Annotated in this window: 18 protein-coding genes and 3 tRNA genes; 10 read left to right on the top strand and 11 right to left on the bottom strand. The window is 68.0% G+C overall.

Annotated elements, in window-relative coordinates; all coding sequences use genetic code 11:
- Positions 1 to 28 precede the first annotated feature (28 nt).
- The 3 genes from FIU88_RS13880 to FIU88_RS13870 all read right to left on the bottom strand — a co-directional run bounded on the left by FIU88_RS13880 (position 29) and on the right by FIU88_RS13870 (position 403).
- A tRNA-Leu gene (locus tag FIU88_RS13880) sits at positions 29 to 115 on the bottom strand.
- Between the two features lie 47 nt (positions 116 to 162).
- Positions 163 to 249: transfer RNA gene (locus FIU88_RS13875), tRNA-Leu, on the bottom strand.
- A gap of 67 nt (positions 250 to 316) precedes the next feature.
- Positions 317 to 403, bottom strand: a tRNA-Leu gene (locus tag FIU88_RS13870).
- 232 nt (positions 404 to 635) lie between these two features.
- Between FIU88_RS13870 and rnr the strand changes: the two genes are divergently transcribed.
- The 9 genes from rnr (at position 636) to FIU88_RS13825 (ending at position 8,349) form a co-directional block, all read left to right on the top strand.
- Positions 636 to 3,008 (top strand): ribonuclease R, encoded by a 2,373-nt coding sequence (gene rnr, locus FIU88_RS13865; RefSeq protein WP_152479616.1) that lies wholly within the window; start codon positions 636 to 638, stop codon positions 3,006 to 3,008.
- A 37-nt stretch (positions 3,009 to 3,045) separates the two neighbouring features.
- A complete protein-coding gene (gene rlmB, locus FIU88_RS13860; protein ID WP_152479615.1) occupies positions 3,046 to 3,852 on the top strand; it encodes a 23S rRNA (guanosine(2251)-2'-O)-methyltransferase RlmB in 807 nt (268 codons plus the stop codon).
- Between the two features lie 175 nt (positions 3,853 to 4,027).
- Positions 4,028 to 4,402 carry a 30S ribosomal protein S6 gene (gene rpsF / locus FIU88_RS13855; protein ID WP_016853667.1) on the top strand — a complete coding sequence of 125 codons (375 nt, stop codon included), beginning with the start codon at positions 4,028 to 4,030 and terminating at the stop codon, positions 4,400 to 4,402.
- A gap of 31 nt (positions 4,403 to 4,433) precedes the next feature.
- Positions 4,434 to 4,661: a 30S ribosomal protein S18 gene (gene rpsR / locus FIU88_RS13850; protein WP_016853668.1), complete on the top strand. Its 228-nt coding sequence runs from the start codon at positions 4,434 to 4,436 to the stop codon at positions 4,659 to 4,661.
- A 12-nt stretch (positions 4,662 to 4,673) separates the two neighbouring features.
- A complete protein-coding gene (locus tag FIU88_RS13845; protein ID WP_016853669.1) occupies positions 4,674 to 5,525 on the top strand; it encodes a hypothetical protein in 852 nt (283 codons plus the stop codon).
- 15 nt (positions 5,526 to 5,540) lie between these two features.
- Complete coding sequence (gene rplI / locus FIU88_RS13840) at positions 5,541 to 5,987, top strand: 50S ribosomal protein L9 (RefSeq protein WP_016853670.1); 447 nt, start codon at positions 5,541 to 5,543, stop codon at positions 5,985 to 5,987.
- A gap of 145 nt (positions 5,988 to 6,132) precedes the next feature.
- The gene (gene dnaB / locus FIU88_RS13835) at positions 6,133 to 7,521 is read left to right on the top strand and encodes a replicative DNA helicase (protein WP_016853671.1); all 1,389 of its coding nucleotides are present in this window, start codon (positions 6,133 to 6,135) and stop codon (positions 7,519 to 7,521) included.
- Between the two features lie 70 nt (positions 7,522 to 7,591).
- Positions 7,592 to 7,885, top strand: coding sequence for a hypothetical protein (locus FIU88_RS13830; RefSeq protein WP_026068270.1), 294 nt, complete (start codon positions 7,592 to 7,594; stop codon positions 7,883 to 7,885).
- A 161-nt stretch (positions 7,886 to 8,046) separates the two neighbouring features.
- Entirely contained in the window at positions 8,047 to 8,349 is a 303-nt protein-coding gene (locus tag FIU88_RS13825) for a DUF6482 family protein (RefSeq protein WP_016853673.1), read from the top strand.
- A gap of 180 nt (positions 8,350 to 8,529) precedes the next feature.
- Here FIU88_RS13825 and FIU88_RS13820 read toward each other — a convergent pair whose 3' ends face one another.
- Entirely contained in the window at positions 8,530 to 8,949 is a 420-nt protein-coding gene (locus FIU88_RS13820) for a thiol-disulfide oxidoreductase DCC family protein (protein ID WP_152479614.1), read from the bottom strand.
- On the bottom strand, positions 8,949 to 10,556 hold the full coding sequence (locus tag FIU88_RS13815; protein WP_152479613.1) for a cryptochrome/photolyase family protein: 1,608 nt from the start codon (positions 10,554 to 10,556) through the stop codon (positions 8,949 to 8,951). Before FIU88_RS13815 ends, FIU88_RS13820 begins: the two co-directional genes overlap by 1 nt.
- Positions 10,557 to 10,674: 118 nt before the next feature.
- Here FIU88_RS13815 and hemH point away from each other — a divergent pair, with 118 nt between their 5' ends.
- Positions 10,675 to 11,760: a ferrochelatase gene (hemH, locus tag FIU88_RS13810; protein WP_152479612.1), complete on the top strand. Its 1,086-nt coding sequence runs from the start codon at positions 10,675 to 10,677 to the stop codon at positions 11,758 to 11,760.
- Between the two features lie 104 nt (positions 11,761 to 11,864).
- Here the strand turns inward: hemH and FIU88_RS13805 are convergent, their stop codons facing one another.
- Genes FIU88_RS13805 through FIU88_RS13780 form a run of 6 tightly spaced genes read right to left on the bottom strand, consistent with a single transcriptional unit; the run spans position 11,865 to position 17,742 of the window.
- Positions 11,865 to 12,293 carry a Na+/H+ antiporter subunit G gene (locus FIU88_RS13805; protein ID WP_016853677.1) on the bottom strand — a complete coding sequence of 143 codons (429 nt, stop codon included), beginning with the start codon at positions 12,291 to 12,293 and terminating at the stop codon, positions 11,865 to 11,867.
- Positions 12,294 to 12,304: 11 nt separating this feature from the next.
- On the bottom strand, positions 12,305 to 12,574 hold the full coding sequence (locus tag FIU88_RS13800; protein ID WP_016853678.1) for a K+/H+ antiporter subunit F: 270 nt from the start codon (positions 12,572 to 12,574) through the stop codon (positions 12,305 to 12,307).
- Entirely contained in the window at positions 12,568 to 13,065 is a 498-nt protein-coding gene (locus tag FIU88_RS13795) for a Na+/H+ antiporter subunit E (protein ID WP_152479611.1), read from the bottom strand. Before FIU88_RS13795 ends, FIU88_RS13800 begins: the two co-directional genes overlap by 7 nt.
- Positions 13,062 to 14,573 (bottom strand): monovalent cation/H+ antiporter subunit D, encoded by a 1,512-nt coding sequence (locus tag FIU88_RS13790; protein WP_152479610.1) that lies wholly within the window; start codon positions 14,571 to 14,573, stop codon positions 13,062 to 13,064. The genes FIU88_RS13795 and FIU88_RS13790 overlap by 4 nt, the downstream gene beginning before the upstream one ends.
- Positions 14,570 to 14,920, bottom strand: a complete 351-nt coding sequence (locus tag FIU88_RS13785; protein ID WP_152479609.1) for a Na+/H+ antiporter subunit C — start codon at positions 14,918 to 14,920, stop codon at positions 14,570 to 14,572. The genes FIU88_RS13790 and FIU88_RS13785 overlap by 4 nt, the downstream gene beginning before the upstream one ends.
- Positions 14,920 to 17,742 carry a monovalent cation/H+ antiporter subunit A gene (locus tag FIU88_RS13780; RefSeq protein ID WP_152479608.1) on the bottom strand — a complete coding sequence of 941 codons (2,823 nt, stop codon included), beginning with the start codon at positions 17,740 to 17,742 and terminating at the stop codon, positions 14,920 to 14,922. Before FIU88_RS13780 ends, FIU88_RS13785 begins: the two co-directional genes overlap by 1 nt.
- Positions 17,743 to 17,842: the final 100 nt, after the last annotated feature.

Raw genomic sequence — 17,842 nt, 5'->3', positions numbered from 1 at the left:
GATGTGCTGCTCTGTCTGCATAACGCGATGGTGCCCAGGAGAGGACTTGAACCTCCACGTCCGTAAGGACACTAGCACCTGAAGCTAGCGCGTCTACCAATTCCGCCACCTGGGCGCGTCATGCATATTCGTCGTGTTCCGAGCCATCGCTTGAGCGATGAATGGTGCCCAGGAGAGGACTTGAACCTCCACGTCCGTAAGGACACTAGCACCTGAAGCTAGCGCGTCTACCAATTCCGCCACCTGGGCGAAACACGAGCGAATCGAGCTTTTAAAGAGCGTGATACCTGGCGATGCTGCTGACAGTGTATCGAATTGGTGCCCAGAAGAGGACTTGAACCTCCACGTCCGTAAGGACACTAGCACCTGAAGCTAGCGCGTCTACCAATTCCGCCATCTGGGCAAGTGGCGCGTATATTACCGTATATTTTGGCTGATGCAACCCCTTGCGGGTCGGCCAGCGGCTTTTTTTGCGTATCCACCCGCCTGATAGGTCGTCGCATGGTTGGGTGCGACCCTTGGCGACGCTATACTGCGGCCATGACAAGAGACCCTTATTGCATCACTGCATGCCCGCGGCGCGTGAGCGCCACTCTCCTTCCGTCGTCCCCGACCCTGCCAAGGATGCACTCCGCATGAATCACTGGACGCTCAGCGACGATCTGCACGCCAGCCGCGAGGCCCACAAGTACGACAAGCCGGCGCCCAGCCGCGAATACCTGCTGGCGCGGCTCGAGGAATACGGCAAGCCGATCACCCATGAGGCCATGAGCGAGATGCTGGGCCTCGAGGACGAGGATCTGCAGGAGGCCGTGCGCCGCCGCCTGTCGGCCATGGAGCGCGACGGCCAGGTGCTGCGCAATCGTCGCGGCGCCTATGCGCTAATCGACAAGCTCGACCTGATCAAGGGCCGGGTGCTCGGCCACCGCGACGGCATCGGCTTCCTGCTGCGCGACGACGGCAAGAAGCCCGACCTGGTGCTGCCGCCGCGCCAGATGCGCCGCGTGTTCCATAACGACCACGTACTGGTACGCATCAGCGGCCGCGACCGCCGCGGCCGCGACGAGGCCACCATCGTCGAGGTGCTGGCGCGCAATACCCAGAACATCGTCGGCGTCTATCGCGAGAACACCCCCGAGTTCGGCGTGCTGATTCCCGAGAATCCGCGCATCGCCCAGGAAATCATCATTCCGCATAACGCCAACGGCGGGGCCCGCGACGGCCAGGTGATCTCGGCCGATATCGTCAAGCAGCCGGCCACCCGCGTGCAGCCGGTGGGCCATGTCACCGAGGTGATGGGCGAGCGGATGGATCCGGGGATGGAGATCGACATCGCCATCCGCAGCTACGAGATCCCGTCCGAGTTTCCGCCGGAGGTGCAGGACCAGATCGCCGGCATGTCCGCCGAGGTCGCCGAGGAAGACAAGGCGCACCGCGTCGACCTGCGCCACCTGCCGCTGGTGACCATCGACGACGAGTCCGCCCGTGACTTCGACGACGCCGTCTGCGCCTGGCAGACCAAGTCCGGCAGCTGGAAGCTGCTGGTGGCCATCGCCGACGTCTCCCACTACGTGCGTCCGGGCAGCCCGCTGGATCAGGAGGCGATCAGCCGCGGCAACTCGGTGTACTTCCCGGGCCAGGTCGTGCCGATGCTGCCGGAGCTGCTGTCCAACGGCCTGTGCTCGCTGAACCCGGACGTCGACCGCCTGGCGATGGTCTGCGAGATGAACATCTCCCAGAAGGGCGCCATCAGCCGCTATCGCTTCTACGAGGCGGTGTTCCGTTCCCACGCGCGCCTGACCTACAACAAGGTCGCCTCGATCCTCGACGAGGACGACGAACAGGGCGATGCGCTGCGTGAACAGTACAGCGAGCTGGTCAAGCCGCTGAACGACCTGAACTCCCTCTACAAGGTGCTGCGCGGTGCCCGCGACGAGCGTGGCGCCATCGACTTCGAGACCACCGAGACGGCGATCGTCTTCAACGACGAGCGCAAGATCGAGAAGATCGTGCCGCGCTCGCGCAACGATGCCCACAAGATCATCGAGGAGTGCATGCTGGCGGCCAACGTCGCCACCGCCCGCTTCCTCGACAAGCACGACCTGCCGGCGCTGTACCGCATCCACGAGCGGCCCTCGCCGGAGCGCCTCGACAAGCTGCGGCTGTTCCTCAACGAGCTGGGCCTGACGCTGCCCGGCGGCGACGAGCCGACGCCGCAGGACTACCAGGCCCTGGCCGAGACCATCCGCGGCCGCGAGGACGCCGACATCATCCAGACGGTGATGCTGCGCTCCATGAGTCAGGCGGTCTACTCGCCGCAGAACGAGGGCCACTTCGGCCTGGCCTATCCGGCCTACGCCCACTTCACCTCGCCGATCCGTCGCTACCCCGACCTGATCGTGCACCGGGCGATCCGCTCGGTGATCCGCGGGCCGCGCCAGACCGCGACCGTGCTGCGCGAGGAGGGCGCGCCGGTGGAGCCGCCGAGCAAGTGGTGCCCCTACACCTTCGAGCAGATGCTCGAGCTGGGCGAGCACTGCTCGATGACCGAGCGCCGCGCCGACGACGCCACCCGCGACGTCGAGAGCTGGCTGAAGTGCGAGTTCATGTCCGACAAGCTCGGCGAGACCTACAGCGGCACCATCGCCTCGGTGACCCAGTTCGGCATCTTCGTGCGCCTCGACGAGTTCTTCGTCGAGGGCCTGGTGCACGTCACCTCGTTGCCCTCCGACTACTACCACTACGAGGCCGAGAAGCATCGCCTCAAGGGCGAGCGCAGCGGCATGAGCTACCGCCTCGGCGACGGGGTCTCGGTGCAGGTGGCGCGGGTCGACCTGGACGATCGCAAGATCGACTTCGAGCTGGCCGACGACCAGCCCAGGCCGCAGCGCAAGGCGCGCAAGCCGCGTGGCCAGCAGGGCAAGGGCGGCGCTCAGGGCCAGTCCGCGGGCGACGGCGAGAAGGGCGGCGGCAACAAGCGCCGCCGCCGCGGCCCGCGTCGTCGCTGAGGCCGTTGCCGGGATGTCGAGAAAAGCCGAGATGTCGATGAAAGCGAAGAAGAAGCCCGCGCCGCGCCGCGGGCCCAAGACGCCGAACGGCCTGGACGCCGTCTACGGCGTGCACGCGGTGCGGGCGCTGCTCGATCGCGGCGAGGCCCCGCGCGAGCTGTGGCTGCAGGAAGGGGAGGCCGGCGGCCGTCTCGCCGAGCTGGTCGACCTGGCCCGGGCGCGCGGCGCGCGGGTCGGTGCCCATCCCCGTGACGACCTGGATCGCCTCGCCCAGGGCGCCGCCCACCAGGGCATCGTGGCCTTCTGCCCGCCGCTGGCCTTCGAGGCCGAGGCCGCGCTGTGGCATCGCCTGCAGGGCTGGTCCAACGCCGAGGCGCCGCTGCTGCTGGTGCTCGACGGCGTCACCGACGTGCACAACTTCGGCGCCTGCCTGCGCAGCGCCGACGCCGCCGGCGCCCACGGCGTGGTGGTGCCCAAGGACAAGTCGGCGCCGCTCAACGCCACGGTGCGCAAGGTCGCCTGCGGCGCCGCCGAGAGCGTGCCGGTCTATCAGGTCACCAACCTGGCCCGGGCGCTGGGCAAGCTCAAGGAGCTCGGCGTATGGGTCACCGGCACCGCCGGCGAGGCCGAGGCGAGCCTGTTCGAGGCCGATCTGGCCGGGGCCACGGCGCTGGTGATGGGCGCCGAGGGCAAGGGCATGCGCCGGCTGACCCGCGAGGCCTGCGACCAGCTGGTCAAGCTGCCCATGGCCGGCAGCGTCTCCAGCCTCAACGTCTCCGTCGCCACCGGCATCGGCCTGTTCGAGGCGGTGCGGCAGCGGGGCGGCAGCACCTCGTCGGCGTGAGCGGCCCGGAGACGCCGCGAACGATGGCCGGGCGCTTGCGCACCTGGCGTTCACTCTTTAGAATACTGGCGCCCGTTCGTCCGACGAACGGGCATCGTGTATTTCGATAATCACCTCCTTGCTTCCCCTGGGGCCTCATGCCTCTCTGGAAGCTGTCAAACCGCAAGGAGAACCCATGCGTCATTACGAAGTCGTGTTCATGGTCCACCCGGACCAGAGCGAGCAGGTTCCGGCGATGGTCGAGCGCTACACCAGCATCGTCACCGAGAACGGCGGTACCGTGCATCGCCTCGAGGATTGGGGTCGCCGTCACCTGGCCTACCCGATCAACAAGATCCACAAGGCTCACTACGTGCTGATGAACGTCGAGTGCCGCGGCGAGACTCTCGAGGAAATCGAGAACATCTTCCGCTTCAACGACGCCATCATCCGCAGCCTGGTCGTGCGCTGCAAGGAAGCCGTCACCGAGGCTTCCCCGATGATGAAGCCGGCGGAAGAGAAGCGCGCCCGTCGTGACGAGAAGCCGTCACGTCCCGCCCAGTCCGCCTAAGCCACACATCGCACGCTAAGGAGTCTTTCCCATGGCACGCTTTTTCCGTCGCCGCAAGTTCTGCCGTTTCACCGCTGAAGGCGTGAAGCAGATCGATTACAAGGATCTGGACACCCTCAAGGCCTACATCACCGAGACCGGCAAGATCGTTCCCAGCCGCATCACCGGGACCAAGGCCCGTTACCAGCGTCAGCTGTCCACCGCCATCAAGCGGGCTCGCTACCTGGCGCTGCTGCCCTACACCGATAGCCACCAGTAAGACGCAAGCGTGATGCTGCCCGTCGCCCGCTGGATGATGCGCGGTACGCCCCAGGCAGTCGCCGGGGCGGCCGCGGCCACGCTGGTCCCCTGGCTGTTCTGGCTGGGCGCGGCGATCGCCGGACTGGTCACGCTGCGCCGCGGCCTGGCACCGGCCATGCCGGTGATCATCGCCGCCGCCTTGCCGGCGGGCTGGTGGTGGACCCGGGGCGACGTCATCCCGCTGGCCTGCACCCTGCTGGTCACGCTGATGGCGGTGGTGCTGCGCTCGCGCATGCGCTGGAGCGAAACGCTGGTGGTCGGCGCCCTCGCCGGGGCGGCGATGATCCAGCTGGGCATCTTCCTGCCGCCGGGCGGCACGGGGCCCCTGCTGGAGCAGCTGCGCCAGGGCTCGCCGGAGTTCGCCTCGATGCTCGACGAGCTCTCGCGCCAGGGGCTCGAGACCGAACGGCTCGCCGAGATGCTGATCGGTGGCGTCACCGGGCTCATCGTGCTGCTGGCCTCGGTGGCCTGCCTGGCCCTGGCCAGGAACTGGCAGGCGGGGCTCTACAACCCCGGCGGCTTCCGCGAGGAGTTCCACGCCCTGCGCCTGGCTCCCCGCGAACTGCTGGTGCTGATGGCGTTTCTCGTCATCGGCACGCTGCTGGTGCTGCCCGGCCTCGGCCTGATGCTCTGGGTGCCACTGCTGGTGGCCGGCATCGCGCTGGTGCATGGTGTTATCGGATTGAAGGGAATGAACGGGCTGTGGCTGGTCGCCTTCTATGTGTTGCTGATCACCACCTGGCCCATGATTCTCATCGTGCTGCTTGCGGCCCTTATCGACGCGTTCGTGGATATTCGCGGACGACTCGGCCGCAGCGACTGACAAGAGGTTTACGAGATGGAAGTCATTCTGCTCGACAAGATTGGCAAGCTGGGCGGTCTGGGTGACCAGGTCACCGTCAAGCCCGGTTATGGCCGCAACTACCTGGTGCCCTACGGCCTCGCCGTGCCGGCCACCAAGGACAACATCGAGGCCTTCGAGGCCCAGCGTGCCGAGCTCGAAGCTCAGGCCGCCGAGCGCAAGGCCGAAGCCGAAGCCCGCGCCGAACAGCTCAACGACATCGAGCTGTCTCTGGTCGCCAAGGCCGGCGATGAAGGCAAGCTGTTCGGTTCCATCGGTCCGCGCGACCTGGCCGACGCCATCACCTCCGCTGGCTTCGAGGTAGAGAAGAGCGAAGTCCGCATGCCGGAAGGTCCGATCCGTCAGACCGGCGAATACGACATCGCGCTGCACCTGCACGCCGAAGTCGACGCCACCGTGCGCGTGGTGGTCGTGGCCGAATAAGCCCGACTCCCCCGCGGACGCCAGGGGCGCGAGGAGAAATCCTCGCGCCCTTTTTTGCTTGCCTGCGGCACGTCACTCCGCCTGCTGCGTCAGGCGTCCTTCGAGGTAGAATGTGTCGGCCCATGTTGCGGAGGTGCCTGCCCCAATGAACGAATCCCTCGAGCTCGATCAGGAAACTGCGGCGCTGAAGGTGCCGCCCCACTCGCTGGAGGCCGAACAGTCGGTGCTCGGCGGGCTGATGCTCGACAACCAGGCCTGGGACAGCGTGGCCGACCGGCTGGTGGCCAACGACTTCTATCGCTACGAGCATCGCCTGATCTTCAACGTCATGGCGACGCTGGCCGAGGAGGCGCGCCCGCTGGACGTGGTGACCCTGTCCGAGGCGCTGGAGGGGCGCGATCAGCTCGAGACCGTGGGCGGACTGGCCACGCTGGCGGAGCTGGCGCGCAACACGCCGTCGGCCAGCAACATCCGCGCCTACGCCGATATCGTTCGCGAACGGGCCACCCTGCGCAAGCTGATCCACGCCGCCAATCAGGTCGCCGAGAGCGCCTTCGCGCCCCAGGGGCGGCCCGCCGACGAGCTGGTCAACGAGGCCGAGCGGCTGGTGTTCCAGATCAGCGAGGAGCGGCCCAAGGAGGGCGGTCCCGTCGGCATGAGCGACCTGCTGGCCAAGGCGGTGGATCGCATCGACGAGATGTTCAACATGCAGGGCGAGATGACCGGCCTGTCGACCGGCTTCCGCGACCTGGACGACATGACCTCCGGCCTGCAGCCCTCGGACCTGGTGATCGTCGCCGGGCGCCCCTCCATGGGCAAGACCACCTTCGCCATGAACCTGGTCGAGCACGCGGTGATCTCGAGCGACAAGCCGGTGGTGGTGTTCTCCATGGAGATGCCCGGCGAGTCGATCATGCTGCGCATGCTCTCGTCGCTGGGGCGCATCGACCAGACCCGGGTGCGCACCGGCCAGCTCGAGGACGAGGACTGGCCGCGGCTGACCTCGGCGGTCAACCTGCTGAAGGACAAGCAGCTGTTCATCGACGACACCGCGGCGCTGTCGCCCAACGAGATGCGCTCGCGGGTGCGCCGGATCGTGCGCGAACACGGCAACCTGGCGCTGATCATGATCGACTATCTTCAGCTGATGCAGGTGCCGGGCTTCTCCGAGAACCGTACCGGCGAGATCTCGGAGATCTCGCGCTCGCTCAAGGGCCTGGCCAAGGAATTCGGCTGCCCGGTGGTGGCGCTGTCGCAGCTCAACCGCTCGCTGGAGCAGCGCCCCAACAAGCGCCCGGTGATGTCGGACCTGCGCGAGTCCGGCGCCATCGAGCAGGACGCCGACCTGATCGGCTTCGTCTACCGTGACGAGGTCTACAATCCGGATAACCCCGACAATCAGGGGCTGGCCGAATTCATCATCGGCAAGCAGCGTAACGGGCCGATCGGCACGGTGCACATGGCCTTCATCGGCAAGTACACCCGCTTCGAGGACCTGGCGCCCGACAGCTACGGCGACACCTTCGGCGAGTGACCCCTTGAGCGGGGCGGTCGGCGCCGTATAATCCCCACCCCTCGAACAGCAGACACACTGGAGAAGCACCATGGCAGGCGGATTTCAGCGCGGTAATCGGCGTCGTACCCCGAAACTCGAGGCGCGCGGCGAATTGCAGTCCGTGGAACGCGAAGGGCCGTTCAAGGAATGGCTGGGCATGCCGGACCTCTACCGCTATCAGCTGGTGGTGGACGGCGAGGACTACAGCTACCAGACCGAGGACTCGGAGCTGCCGGTGGCGGTCGGCGACCGGGTGGTGTTCCGCTACAAGGAGACCAAGGCCGGCAAGTGGGTCGACCGCAACTCCCTGGGCAAGGCGATCGATCCCTCCGACTACCAGTAACGTCGCCGGACGGCGGGGCGCTCCTCGCCGGGGGGCCTCGCCGGGCGGAACCCTCGGTACCCTCCACCGGTCTCAGGGCGAGTCGACAACGTCATCATCATGTCATCCGACCGCATGAGACTGTGTCAGCATTCACCCTGAAAGATCCCGATGGAGGGACCATGGACTTCAACGACCTCAAGGCCTTCGTGGCCCATCACGACAACTTCGAGATCCGCGTGATCAGTCATGCCGGCAGCCGCGTCTATCAGGTCGAGCTGGAAGACATCGAGGGCCAGCGCCACCTGCTGACCCAGCGCGGCAAGCCGATGCTGTTCCGCGCCCTCGACGACGTCTACCTCGAGCTCAAGCGCGCCGGCATCCACCGCGCCTACCTGGTGCAGTACGTGGCGCACGACGAGATGATCGGTCGCGACGCGCACTACCACGACGCGCTCAGCTCGCGCATGCCGCTGGTGTTCTAAGGCGCGCGTCGCTTCTCTCCTCGACCTTCCACTCACCGACTTCTTCTCGGCTTCAGGCCGCCCACCGACTTGCCACCGCGCGCCCCAGCGCGATCCCTCTTCCTCCAGGTGGCATGTTCTCCGTGCTTCTTCCCCGTTTCGTTCCCGACCTCGCCGTCCCGCGCCTGACATCCGGCTCGGCTAGCGCCCGCTCGCGTTCGACCGACGCCGCCAGGCCCGCCATCGCTCGCCCAGCCTGACCCGGTAACGGGCGAAGAGCGCGTAGCCGCGATCGAAGCCCCAGGCGAGTCCCGGCAGCATCGAGACCGCCACCAGGCGTCGATGCCCCAGCACCGCGTAGAGCGCGCGACTGGCGTCCATGCCGACGAACCAGCGGCCGTCGGCGTCGCGCAGGTGCAGGCGCCCCATCATGCGCTCGAACGAGGGTCCCCGGTCGGCGGCGACATCGGCGGTCTGGATATCGACCAGTCGGATCCGGTCGCGGTGCGGATGGTGCTCGAGCCAGGCGATCTCGCGCTGGCAGAAGGGGCAGTGGCCGTCGTGGAAGAGCGTCACCGGCGCGCTGGCACGACGGGGATCCGGTGAGCGCAGGCGCGGCATCAGCAGGTCTCCCGCTCGTCGGAGGGGGCATCGCGGCTGGCGTCGTGATAGCCGGCCCGGTGCTCGCCCCGGCCATAGGCCGGTTCGGTCTCGAGCCCGGCCAGGAAGGCCTCGGCCTGGGCCCGCATGGCCGCGCGCTTGTCGTCCGACATGCGATCCAGCGAGCCGTAGATCAGCTTCATGCGATGATTGCCCGACAGCGCGTCGCGGTGGGTCTCGAGGAAGCGCCAGTAGAGGCTGTTGAGCGGGCAGGCGTCGTCGCCGACGACCCGCTTCGGATCGAAGCGGCAGTGCCGGCAATGGTCCGACATGCGATCGATGTACTTGCCCGAGGCGCAGTAGGGCTTGGAGCCCATCAGGCCGCCGTCGCCGTGCAGCACCATGCCCAGGGTGTTGGGCAGCTCCACCCACTCGCAGGCGTCGGCGTAGACCGCCAGGTACCAGTCGCACAGCGCCGACGGGGCCACGTCGCACAGCAGCGCGAAGTTGCCGGTGACCATCAGCCGCTGGATGTGATGCGCGTAGGCGTTGTCGCGGGTCATCTCGATGGCGCGCCGGAGGCAGCGAAGCTCGGTGTCGCCGCTCCAGTAGAAGGCCGGCAGGCCGCGATTCGCCCCCAGGGCGTTGGCGCGCTTGTAGTCGGGCATGCGTGTCCAGTAGAGGCCGCGCACGTATTCCCGCCAGCCCAGTATCTGTCGAATGAAGCCCTCCACCGAGTTGAGCGGCGCGCGCCCCTCGCGATACTCGCGCTCGGCGCCCTCGCACGCCTCCCGGGGCGAGAGCAGGCCGAGGTTCAGCGCCGCCGACAGCCGCGAGTGGAACAGGAAGGGGGCCTCGTCGCTGATGGCGTCCTGCCAGCGGCCGAAGTCGGGCAGCAGCTCGGCGAGGAAGTGGCGCAGATCGGCCAGCGCCTGGCGCCGGGTCACCGGCCAGTGGAAGCCCGCGAGGTCGCCGAAGTGATCGCCGAAGTGCTCCTCCACCAGCGTCATGACCTCGCGGGTGACGTCATCCCGACGATGACGGGGCGGGGCGGGTACCTCGAGGCGTTCGGGCAGCGGCTCGCGGTTGTCGTGGTCGTAGTTCCAGCGGCCGCCGGCGGGCTCGTCGCCCTCCATCAGCAGGCCGGTGCGCCGGCGCATCTCGCGGTAGAAATACTCCAGCCGCGGCGACTTGCGTCCCTTCTCCCAGGCGGCGAAATCCTCCGGCGTGGCATAGAAGCGATCGTCCTCCATCAGGCGCCAGGGCAGGGCGGCGTGAGCGCGCTCACCCATGGCCTGCCACAGGCGCCACTCGCCGGGGCGCACGGCGCGGATCTCGTCGCACTCGTAGAGCCGCGCCAGGCGCTCGGCCTCGTCGAGCAGCGTCTGGGCATTGTCCGGGTCGTCCAGGGCGCTGTAGTGCACGCGCAGGCCGCGGCCGCGCAGGTCGGCGGCGAAATGACGCATGGCGGCCAGGATCAGGGCGATCTTCTGCGGGTGATGGGGCACGTAGCGGCCTTCCTCGGCGACCTCGCACAGGGCGATGACCGCCTCCGGGGGGGCCTCACGCAGGCTCGGCAGGTCATGGCTGAGCTGGTCGCCGAGCACCAGGATCAGGGGACGGGACATTGTTCACCATAAGTTGTACAAATAGCTCCAATAGTATAACCATATTTCGCCCGAATGCCCGCAGTGGTAGGCTAGGCCTATCAGTTTCGTCTCATGTCGATCACGGGGAACGCGCGCCATGGCAGCCTTCGAGCACTCATCCGATGCCGAGCAGGACTCACCGGGAGAGGGACGGCTGCGGCACGCGCCCGCCGATCATCCCACGCTGCCTCGGGCGAAGGTCGGCGTGGTGCTGGTCAACCTCGGCACGCCGGATGCCACCGACTACTGGTCGATGCGCCGCTACCTCGGCGAGTTCCTCTCCGATCGCCGGGTCGTCGATTACTCGCGCTGGCTGTGGCAGCCGCTGCTGCAGCTGGTGATCCTCGCCCGTCGGCCGTTCATTTCCGGCGCGGCCTACCGCAGCATCTGGAACCAGGCGCTCGACGAGAGCCCGCTGCTGACCATCACCCGTGAACAGACCGCCCGGGTGGCGGAGCGGCTCGAGGCGGCCTATGGCGACCGGGTCGAGGTGGACTTCTGCATGCGCTACGGCAACCCCTCCACCGACAGCGTGCTGCGCCGCCTCCAGGCGCGCGGCTGCGAGCGCATCCTGTTCTTCCCGCTCTATCCCCAGTACGGCTCGCCGACCACCGCCACCGCCAACGACCAGGCCTTCCGCACCCTGATGCGCCTCAAGTGGCAGCCGGCGATCCGCACCGTGCCCGCCTATTACCGGCATCCGGCCTATCTCGAGGCGCTGTCCGCCTCGGTGCGCGAGGCCTATGAGGCCGCCGAGTCGACCCCGGAGGTGCTGGTGGCCTCCTATCACGGCGTGCCCAGGCGCTACCTCGACGATGGCGATCCCTACTATTGCCACTGCCGTCAGACCACCCGGCTGCTCCAGGAGCGGCTGGCGATGCCCGACGAGGCGATCGAGACCACCTTCCAGTCCAAGTTCGGGCCGGAGGAATGGGTGGGGCCGGCCACCGTCGAGCGCGTCGCCGAGCTGGCCCGCGAGGGGCGCAAGCATATCGCGGTGATCTCGCCGGCCTTCTCCGCCGACTGCGTGGAGACCCTGGAGGAGATCCAGCAGGAGATCCGCGCCGCCTTCCTCGAGGCCGGCGGCGAGACCTTCACCTATGTGCCGTGCCTGAACGCCCGCGAGGATCACGTCGATGCGCTGGAGGCCATCGCCCGTCAGGAGCTCGCGGGCTGGCTGTAGCGCCGCCCCGCGAGGCGTTCGCGCCCTCGTGACATTCGCACAAGAGAAAGGCGGCCCGGTGGGCCGCCTTTCTCGTTGCAGGGCGCGTTGCCGAGAGACGTGTCTCAGTGCCCGTTCGGGCGCTTGTCGAGGGTGATGGGGTCACGCTCGGGGGGGGAGCCGTGGGGCACCGGCGTCTGGCCGACCTCTTCCTCCTGAAGCTCCACGGGATGGCCGCGGGTCTTGTCGACGTACTTGAGCTGCAGGTGCAGGCCGGTCTTGGCCAGCAAGTGAGCGCTTACCGGGGCGGTGATGAACAGGAACAGGGCGATCAGGATTTCCTGCACCACCGGCTCGCTGTCGGCGATGCCGAAGTAGAGCATCGAGGCCACCAGGGTGCAGCCGATGCCCATGGTGGTGGCCTTGGTCGGCCCGTGCAGGCGCATGTAGAAGTCACGCAGGTGCGCCATGCCCAGCGAGCCGATGAAGGCGAAGGCCCCGCCGGCGATCAGCAGCAGCGAGATGACTCCCTCGAGAATCACGTAGAACGTCATGCCGGACCCTCCTATTCGATGATGTCGCCGCGCAGCAGGTACTTGCAGACCGCCACGGTGCTGATGAAACCGAGCATGGCGATCAGCACCGCCGCCTCGAAGTAGGTCTTGGTGCCGAGCCACAGGCCGAGCAGCACGATCAGGGCGATGGAGTTCACGTACATGGTGTCCAGCGCCAGGATGCGGTCGGGCAGGCTGGGCCCCACCGTCAGGCGGAAGGTGTTCAGCAGCAGCGCCAGCATCACCAGCGTCAGGCTGATCTTCAGCGCGATGTCTAGCATTCGTAGATCTCCTTGAGCGGGCGCTCGTAGCGTTCGCGGATCTGTTCGATCAGCGCCTCGTCATCCTCCGCGTCCAGGGCGTGGATCAGCAGCGTCTTGCCGTCCATGCGCACGTTGGCCGACACCGTGCCCGGGGTCAGGCTGATGGTGCTGGCCAGCAGGGTGATGGTGAAGCGCTCCTCCAGCATCAGCGGATACTCCACGAAGTGGGGGCGCGAACGCTGACGCGGGTTGAGGATCAGCCAGGCGACCTGGAAGTTGGCGACCACGATGTCGCCCAGCACCCGCAGCACATAGAGAAGCAGCAGCCCGGGGCGCTTGACGTTGGGCTGCACGTCCCAGAAGCGGTAGGTGAGCAGCGGAATGGCGATGGCCAGGGCGCCGCCCAGCAGGAACTGGCCGAAGGCCAGGCTGCGCACCAGCAGCAGCCACACCACCAGCAGCAGCAGCGACAGCATCGGGATCGGCAGCCAGGAACGAGGACGGATCATGAGGCGTCTCCAGCGTCGGGGAGCAGGGTGCGAACCATGGCATCGGGATCGGCCAGCTGCTCGGCGGCGGCCTGGGTGTAGTCGCTGACCGGTCCGGCCAGCGCCACCAGCAGCGGCGAGGTGGCCAGCAGCAGGGACACGCCGATCCAGTGCTGGCGGGGCAGCGGCTCGCCGTCGCGCTCGCCCTTCTGGCTGCGCCAGAACAGGGTCGAGCCGGCCCGCGAGAGGGCGATGATGGCGCCCAGGCCGCTCGCCAGCAGAAGCGGCCACAGCCACGGCTGCTGCTCGGCGCTGGCGGCGTCGAGCAGCAGCGCCTTGCCGATGGCGCCGGACAGCGGCGGCAGGCCGGCCACCGCCACGGCACCGGCCAGGAACAGCATCGAGAGCGCGCCGCCCTGGGTCAGCGGCCGGCCACGGACGATGCGTGTCCCGGCCTTGCCGCGCTGCAGGCCGATCATCTCGGCCAGCAGGAACAGGCCGCCGGTGACCAGGGTGCTGTGCACCAGGTAGTAGAGCAGCGAGGACGTGGCCTCGACCGTGCCCATGCCGACGCCGGCCAGCAGGGTGCCCACCGAGACCAGCACCAGATAGGCCATCAGCAGGCGCAGGTCGCGGGCGGCCAGCACGCCGAGGGTCGCCACGGCCAGGGTCGCCAGCGCCAGCCACCACACCCAGGGCTGCTGCAGGGCGGCCAGGCTGCCGGCCTGCTCGCCGAAGACCAGCGAATAGACCCGCAGGATGGCGTAGATGCCGACCTTGGTCATGATGGCGAACAGCGCCGCCACCGGGGCCGGCGCCGCCGCGTAGGCCCGCGGCAGCCAGAAGTACAGCGGCAGGATGGCGGCCTTGAGGCCGAACACCACCAGCAGCAGCAGGGCGCCAGCGGTCACCAGGCCGCTGCGCTCGGCGGGCAGCTCGGCGATGCGGGCCGCCATGTCGGCCATGTTCAGGGTGCCGGTGGCGCCGTAGAGGGTGCCGACGGCGATCAGGAACAGCGACGAGCCGGCCAGGTTGAGCACCACGTAGTGCACGGCGGCCTGGGTGCGCGACTTGCCGCCGCCGTGCAGCAGCAGGGCGTAGGAGGCCAGCAGCAGCACCTCGAAGAACACGAACAGGTTGAACAGGTCGCCGGTCAGGAAGGCGCCGTTGATGCCCATCAGCTGCAGCTGGAAGAGGCCGTGGAAGTTGCTGCCCTGCTCGTCGTCGCCGCCGCAGGCGAAGATCACGCAGCCCAGGGCCAGCACCGAGGTCAGCATCACCATCAGCGCCGAGAGGCGGTCGAGCACCAGCACGATGCCGAACGGCGGCTGCCAGTCGCCCAGCGCGTAGTAGGCGATCTCGCCGCCGGCGGCCTGGTCGACCAGCAGCGCCGAGACCGCGACCAGCGCCAGGGTGGCCCCGACGCCGAGCCAGCGCTTGGTGCGCGGGCTGCCGTGGCGCGTGCGCAGCAGCAGCACGCCGGCGATCAGCGGCAGCACCACGGGAAGCACGATCAGGTGGGGACTCATCGACGGTTCTCCTCTCGATCGTCGCGACCGCGGCCGCCGTCGACGTGGTCGTTACCCATGTCGCCCCGGGCGCGCATCGCCAGGATCACCGCGAAGGCGGTCATGGCGAAGCCGATGACGATCGCGGTCAGCACCAGCGCCTGGGGCAGCGGGTCGGCGTAGGACGTCTTGCCGTCGACGATGGCGGCGCCATGGGTGGTCAGCCCGCCCATCGAGAACAGGAACAGGTTGACCGCGTAGGACAGCAGGGTCAGTCCCACCACCACGGGGAAGGTCCGTCCCCGCAGGATCAGATAGAGGCCACAGGCGCTGAGCACGCCGGTGGTGATGGCATAGAGGCTTTCCATCAGCGTTTCTCCTTGCCGCTGGAGGTGGTGGAGGAGGCGTCTTCCTTGCCCGGCCGGTGGGGCGTGGTGACCTTGCCGAGGTTGGCCAGGATCATCAGCGTCGCCCCGACCACGGCCAGATAGACGCCGAGGTCGAAGATCATCGCCGTGGCCAGCTCGAAGTCGCCGATCAGCGGCAGATGGAAGTGACCGAAGGACGAGGTCAGGAAGGGGGAGCCGAACAGCCAGCTGCCTACCCCCGTCAGGGTCGCCAGCCCGACGCCGGCGATGGCCACCGGCTGATAGGGGAAGTCGAGGCGCGCCTGGGCCCATTCCACGCCGCGGGCGATCAGCAGCAGGATCAGCGCCACGGCGGTGATCAGGCCGGCGATGAAGCCGCCGCCGGGCAGGTTGTGGCCGCGCAGGAAGATGAAGGCGGACACCAGCAGCGCCAGCGGCAGCAGCGCCTGGGAGATGGTGGTCAGGATCATCGGGTAGCGATCCGGGCACCACAGCCGGCCCTCGGTGTCACTGTGCGGCATGAACAGGCGCAGGCGATTGAGCAGCTTGAAGATCGCCAGGCCGGCGATGGCCAGCACGGTGATCTCGCCCAGGGTATCGAAGCCGCGGAAGTCGACCAGGATGACGTTGACCACGTTGTGGCCGCCGCCGCCGGAGACGCTGTTGTCGAGGAAGAAGCCCGAGATGCTGGCGTTGTCGCGGGTCAACACCGCGTAGTTGAGACTGGCGATGGTCATGCCGAGGGCGCCGGCCAGGGCGATATCGCGCAGGTTGCGCGGCATCGAGGACTCACGCGGCGTCTTCTGGGGCAGGAAGAACAGCGCCAGCATCAGCAGGATGATGGTCACCACCTCCACCGAGAGCTGGGTCAGGGCCAGGTCGGGGGCGGAGAAGCGGGCGAAGGTCAGCGAGACCAGCAGCCCCACCATCGACAGCATCAGCAGCGAGATCAGGCGGTAGCGATGGGTGACCACGGTGGCCAGGCCGCTGAAGATCAGCAGCGCCGCGCCGGTGAGCAGGATGCCGTCCACCGCCTGCTCGGGCCGGTCGCCGGCCAGGCTCGGCATCTTGCCGAGGCCGAGCGCGATGAACGCCAGCGAGACCAGCAGCAGCAGGCCCACGTAGCGCTGCAGCGAGGCGTTGTCGAGGCGTGACAGCAGCGACTCCGAGCGGTTCGCCGTGCGCTGCACGGCGGCCTCGAACACCAGTCGCGCGTCCACCGGCTTGAAGCCGCGCAGGAAGCGCCGCAGGTGCGAGTGGGCGGCATAGAGCCCCACGCCGACGAGCAGCGCCACGGCGCTCATCGCCAGCGGCAGGTTGAAGCCGTGCCAGATCGCCAGATGGAATTCCAGCGGGGCGAGCAGCACCGCGCGGCTGGCCAGGTCGAGCAGGCCACCGGCCAGCGCCGAGGGGAACAGGCCGACCAGCACGCACAGCATGGCCAGCAGCGCCATCGGAGCGCTCATCAGCCGCGGCGGCTCATGGGGCGCCTTGGGCGGCGCCTGCTTCGGCGTCTTGAAGAACACCGCGTGCACCAGGCGCAGCGAGTAGGCCACCGAGAGCACGCCGCCGGCGGTCGCCAGCAGCGGCATCAGCCCGCTCAGGCCACCGAGGACCGGGGTGTTCAGGGTCTCGGCGAACAGCATCTCCTTGGACAGGAAACCGTTGAACAGCGGCACGCCGGCCATGGCCGCGCCGGTGATCGTGGTCAGCACGGCGGTCAGCGGCATGGCGCGGCGCAGCCCGCCGAGGTGCGACAGCTCACGGGTGCCGGTCTCGTGGTCGATGATGCCCGCCCCCATGAACAGCGCCGCCTTGAAGGTGGCGTGGTTGATAATGTGGAACAGCGCCGCCAGCACCGCCATCGGGCTGCCGATGCCCAGCAGCACCGTGATCAGGCCCAGGTGGCTGACGGTGGAGAACGCCAGGATGCCCTTGAGATCGGTCTTCATCAGCGCGAACCAGGCGCCATAGAGCATGGTGGTCATGCCGACCAGCGAGACCGTCAGGGTCCACAGCTCGCTGCCGGCCAGCGCCGGGTGCAGCCGCGCCATCAGGAAGATGCCGGCCTTGACCATGGTCGCCGAGTGCAGGTAGGCCGAGACCGGCGTCGGCGCGGCCATGGCGTGGGGCAGCCAGAAGTGGAAGGGGAACTGGGCCGACTTGGCGAAGGCGCCGAGCAGCACCAGTGCCAGGGTCAGCGGGTAGCGCGGATCGGCGAGGATGGTCTCGCCGCTGGCCAGCACGGTGTCCAGCTCGTAGCTGCCGACGATATCGCCGATCAGCAGGAAGCCGGCCAGCAGCGCCAGGCCGCCGGCGCCAGTGATCGTCAGCGCCATGCGCGCGCCCTTGCGGGCATCGCTGCGGTGCGACCAGAAACCGATCAGCAGGAAGGACGAGAGGCTGGTCAGTTCCCAGAAGATCCACAGCAGCAGCAGGTTGTCGGACATCGCGATGCCGACCATGGAGGCCATGAACAGGATCAGATAGGCGTAGAAGCGCCCGTAGGGCTCGTCCGGAGCCAGATAGTAATGGGCGTAGAGCAGGATCAGCAGCCCGATCCCCAGGATCAGCAGGTTGAACAGCAGCGACAGGCCGTCCAGCCTGAAGGCCAGCTCCAGGCCCAGGGAGGGGATCCAGTCGACGGCGACGCGCAGCGTCTCGCCGTCGAGCAGGGCGGGGATTTCCGCCAGCATCATCAGCAATGCCAGGGCGGGCAGGGCGGCGGTGGCCAGGGAGCATTCCCGGCGTCTCAGTCCGGCGCCGAAGGCCGGCACCAGCACGCCGAGAAGGGGTAGCAGCGCTATCCACATCAAGGTCATCGATCAGTCATCCTGCTCGGTTGCGTTATGTCGGAGCGTCATCATGCCGAGAGGGCGGCCGCGCGCCTGAGGTCAGGCACCGCCTCCGTCCCAGGGCCGA

It is taken from the genome of Halomonas sp. THAF12 (assembly GCF_009363675.1).
Taxonomy (GTDB): Bacteria; Pseudomonadota; Gammaproteobacteria; order Pseudomonadales; family Halomonadaceae; genus Halomonas; species Halomonas smyrnensis.
The sequence above is the reverse complement of the archived record's forward strand: the minus strand, read 5'-3'. Positions and strand labels throughout refer to the sequence as shown.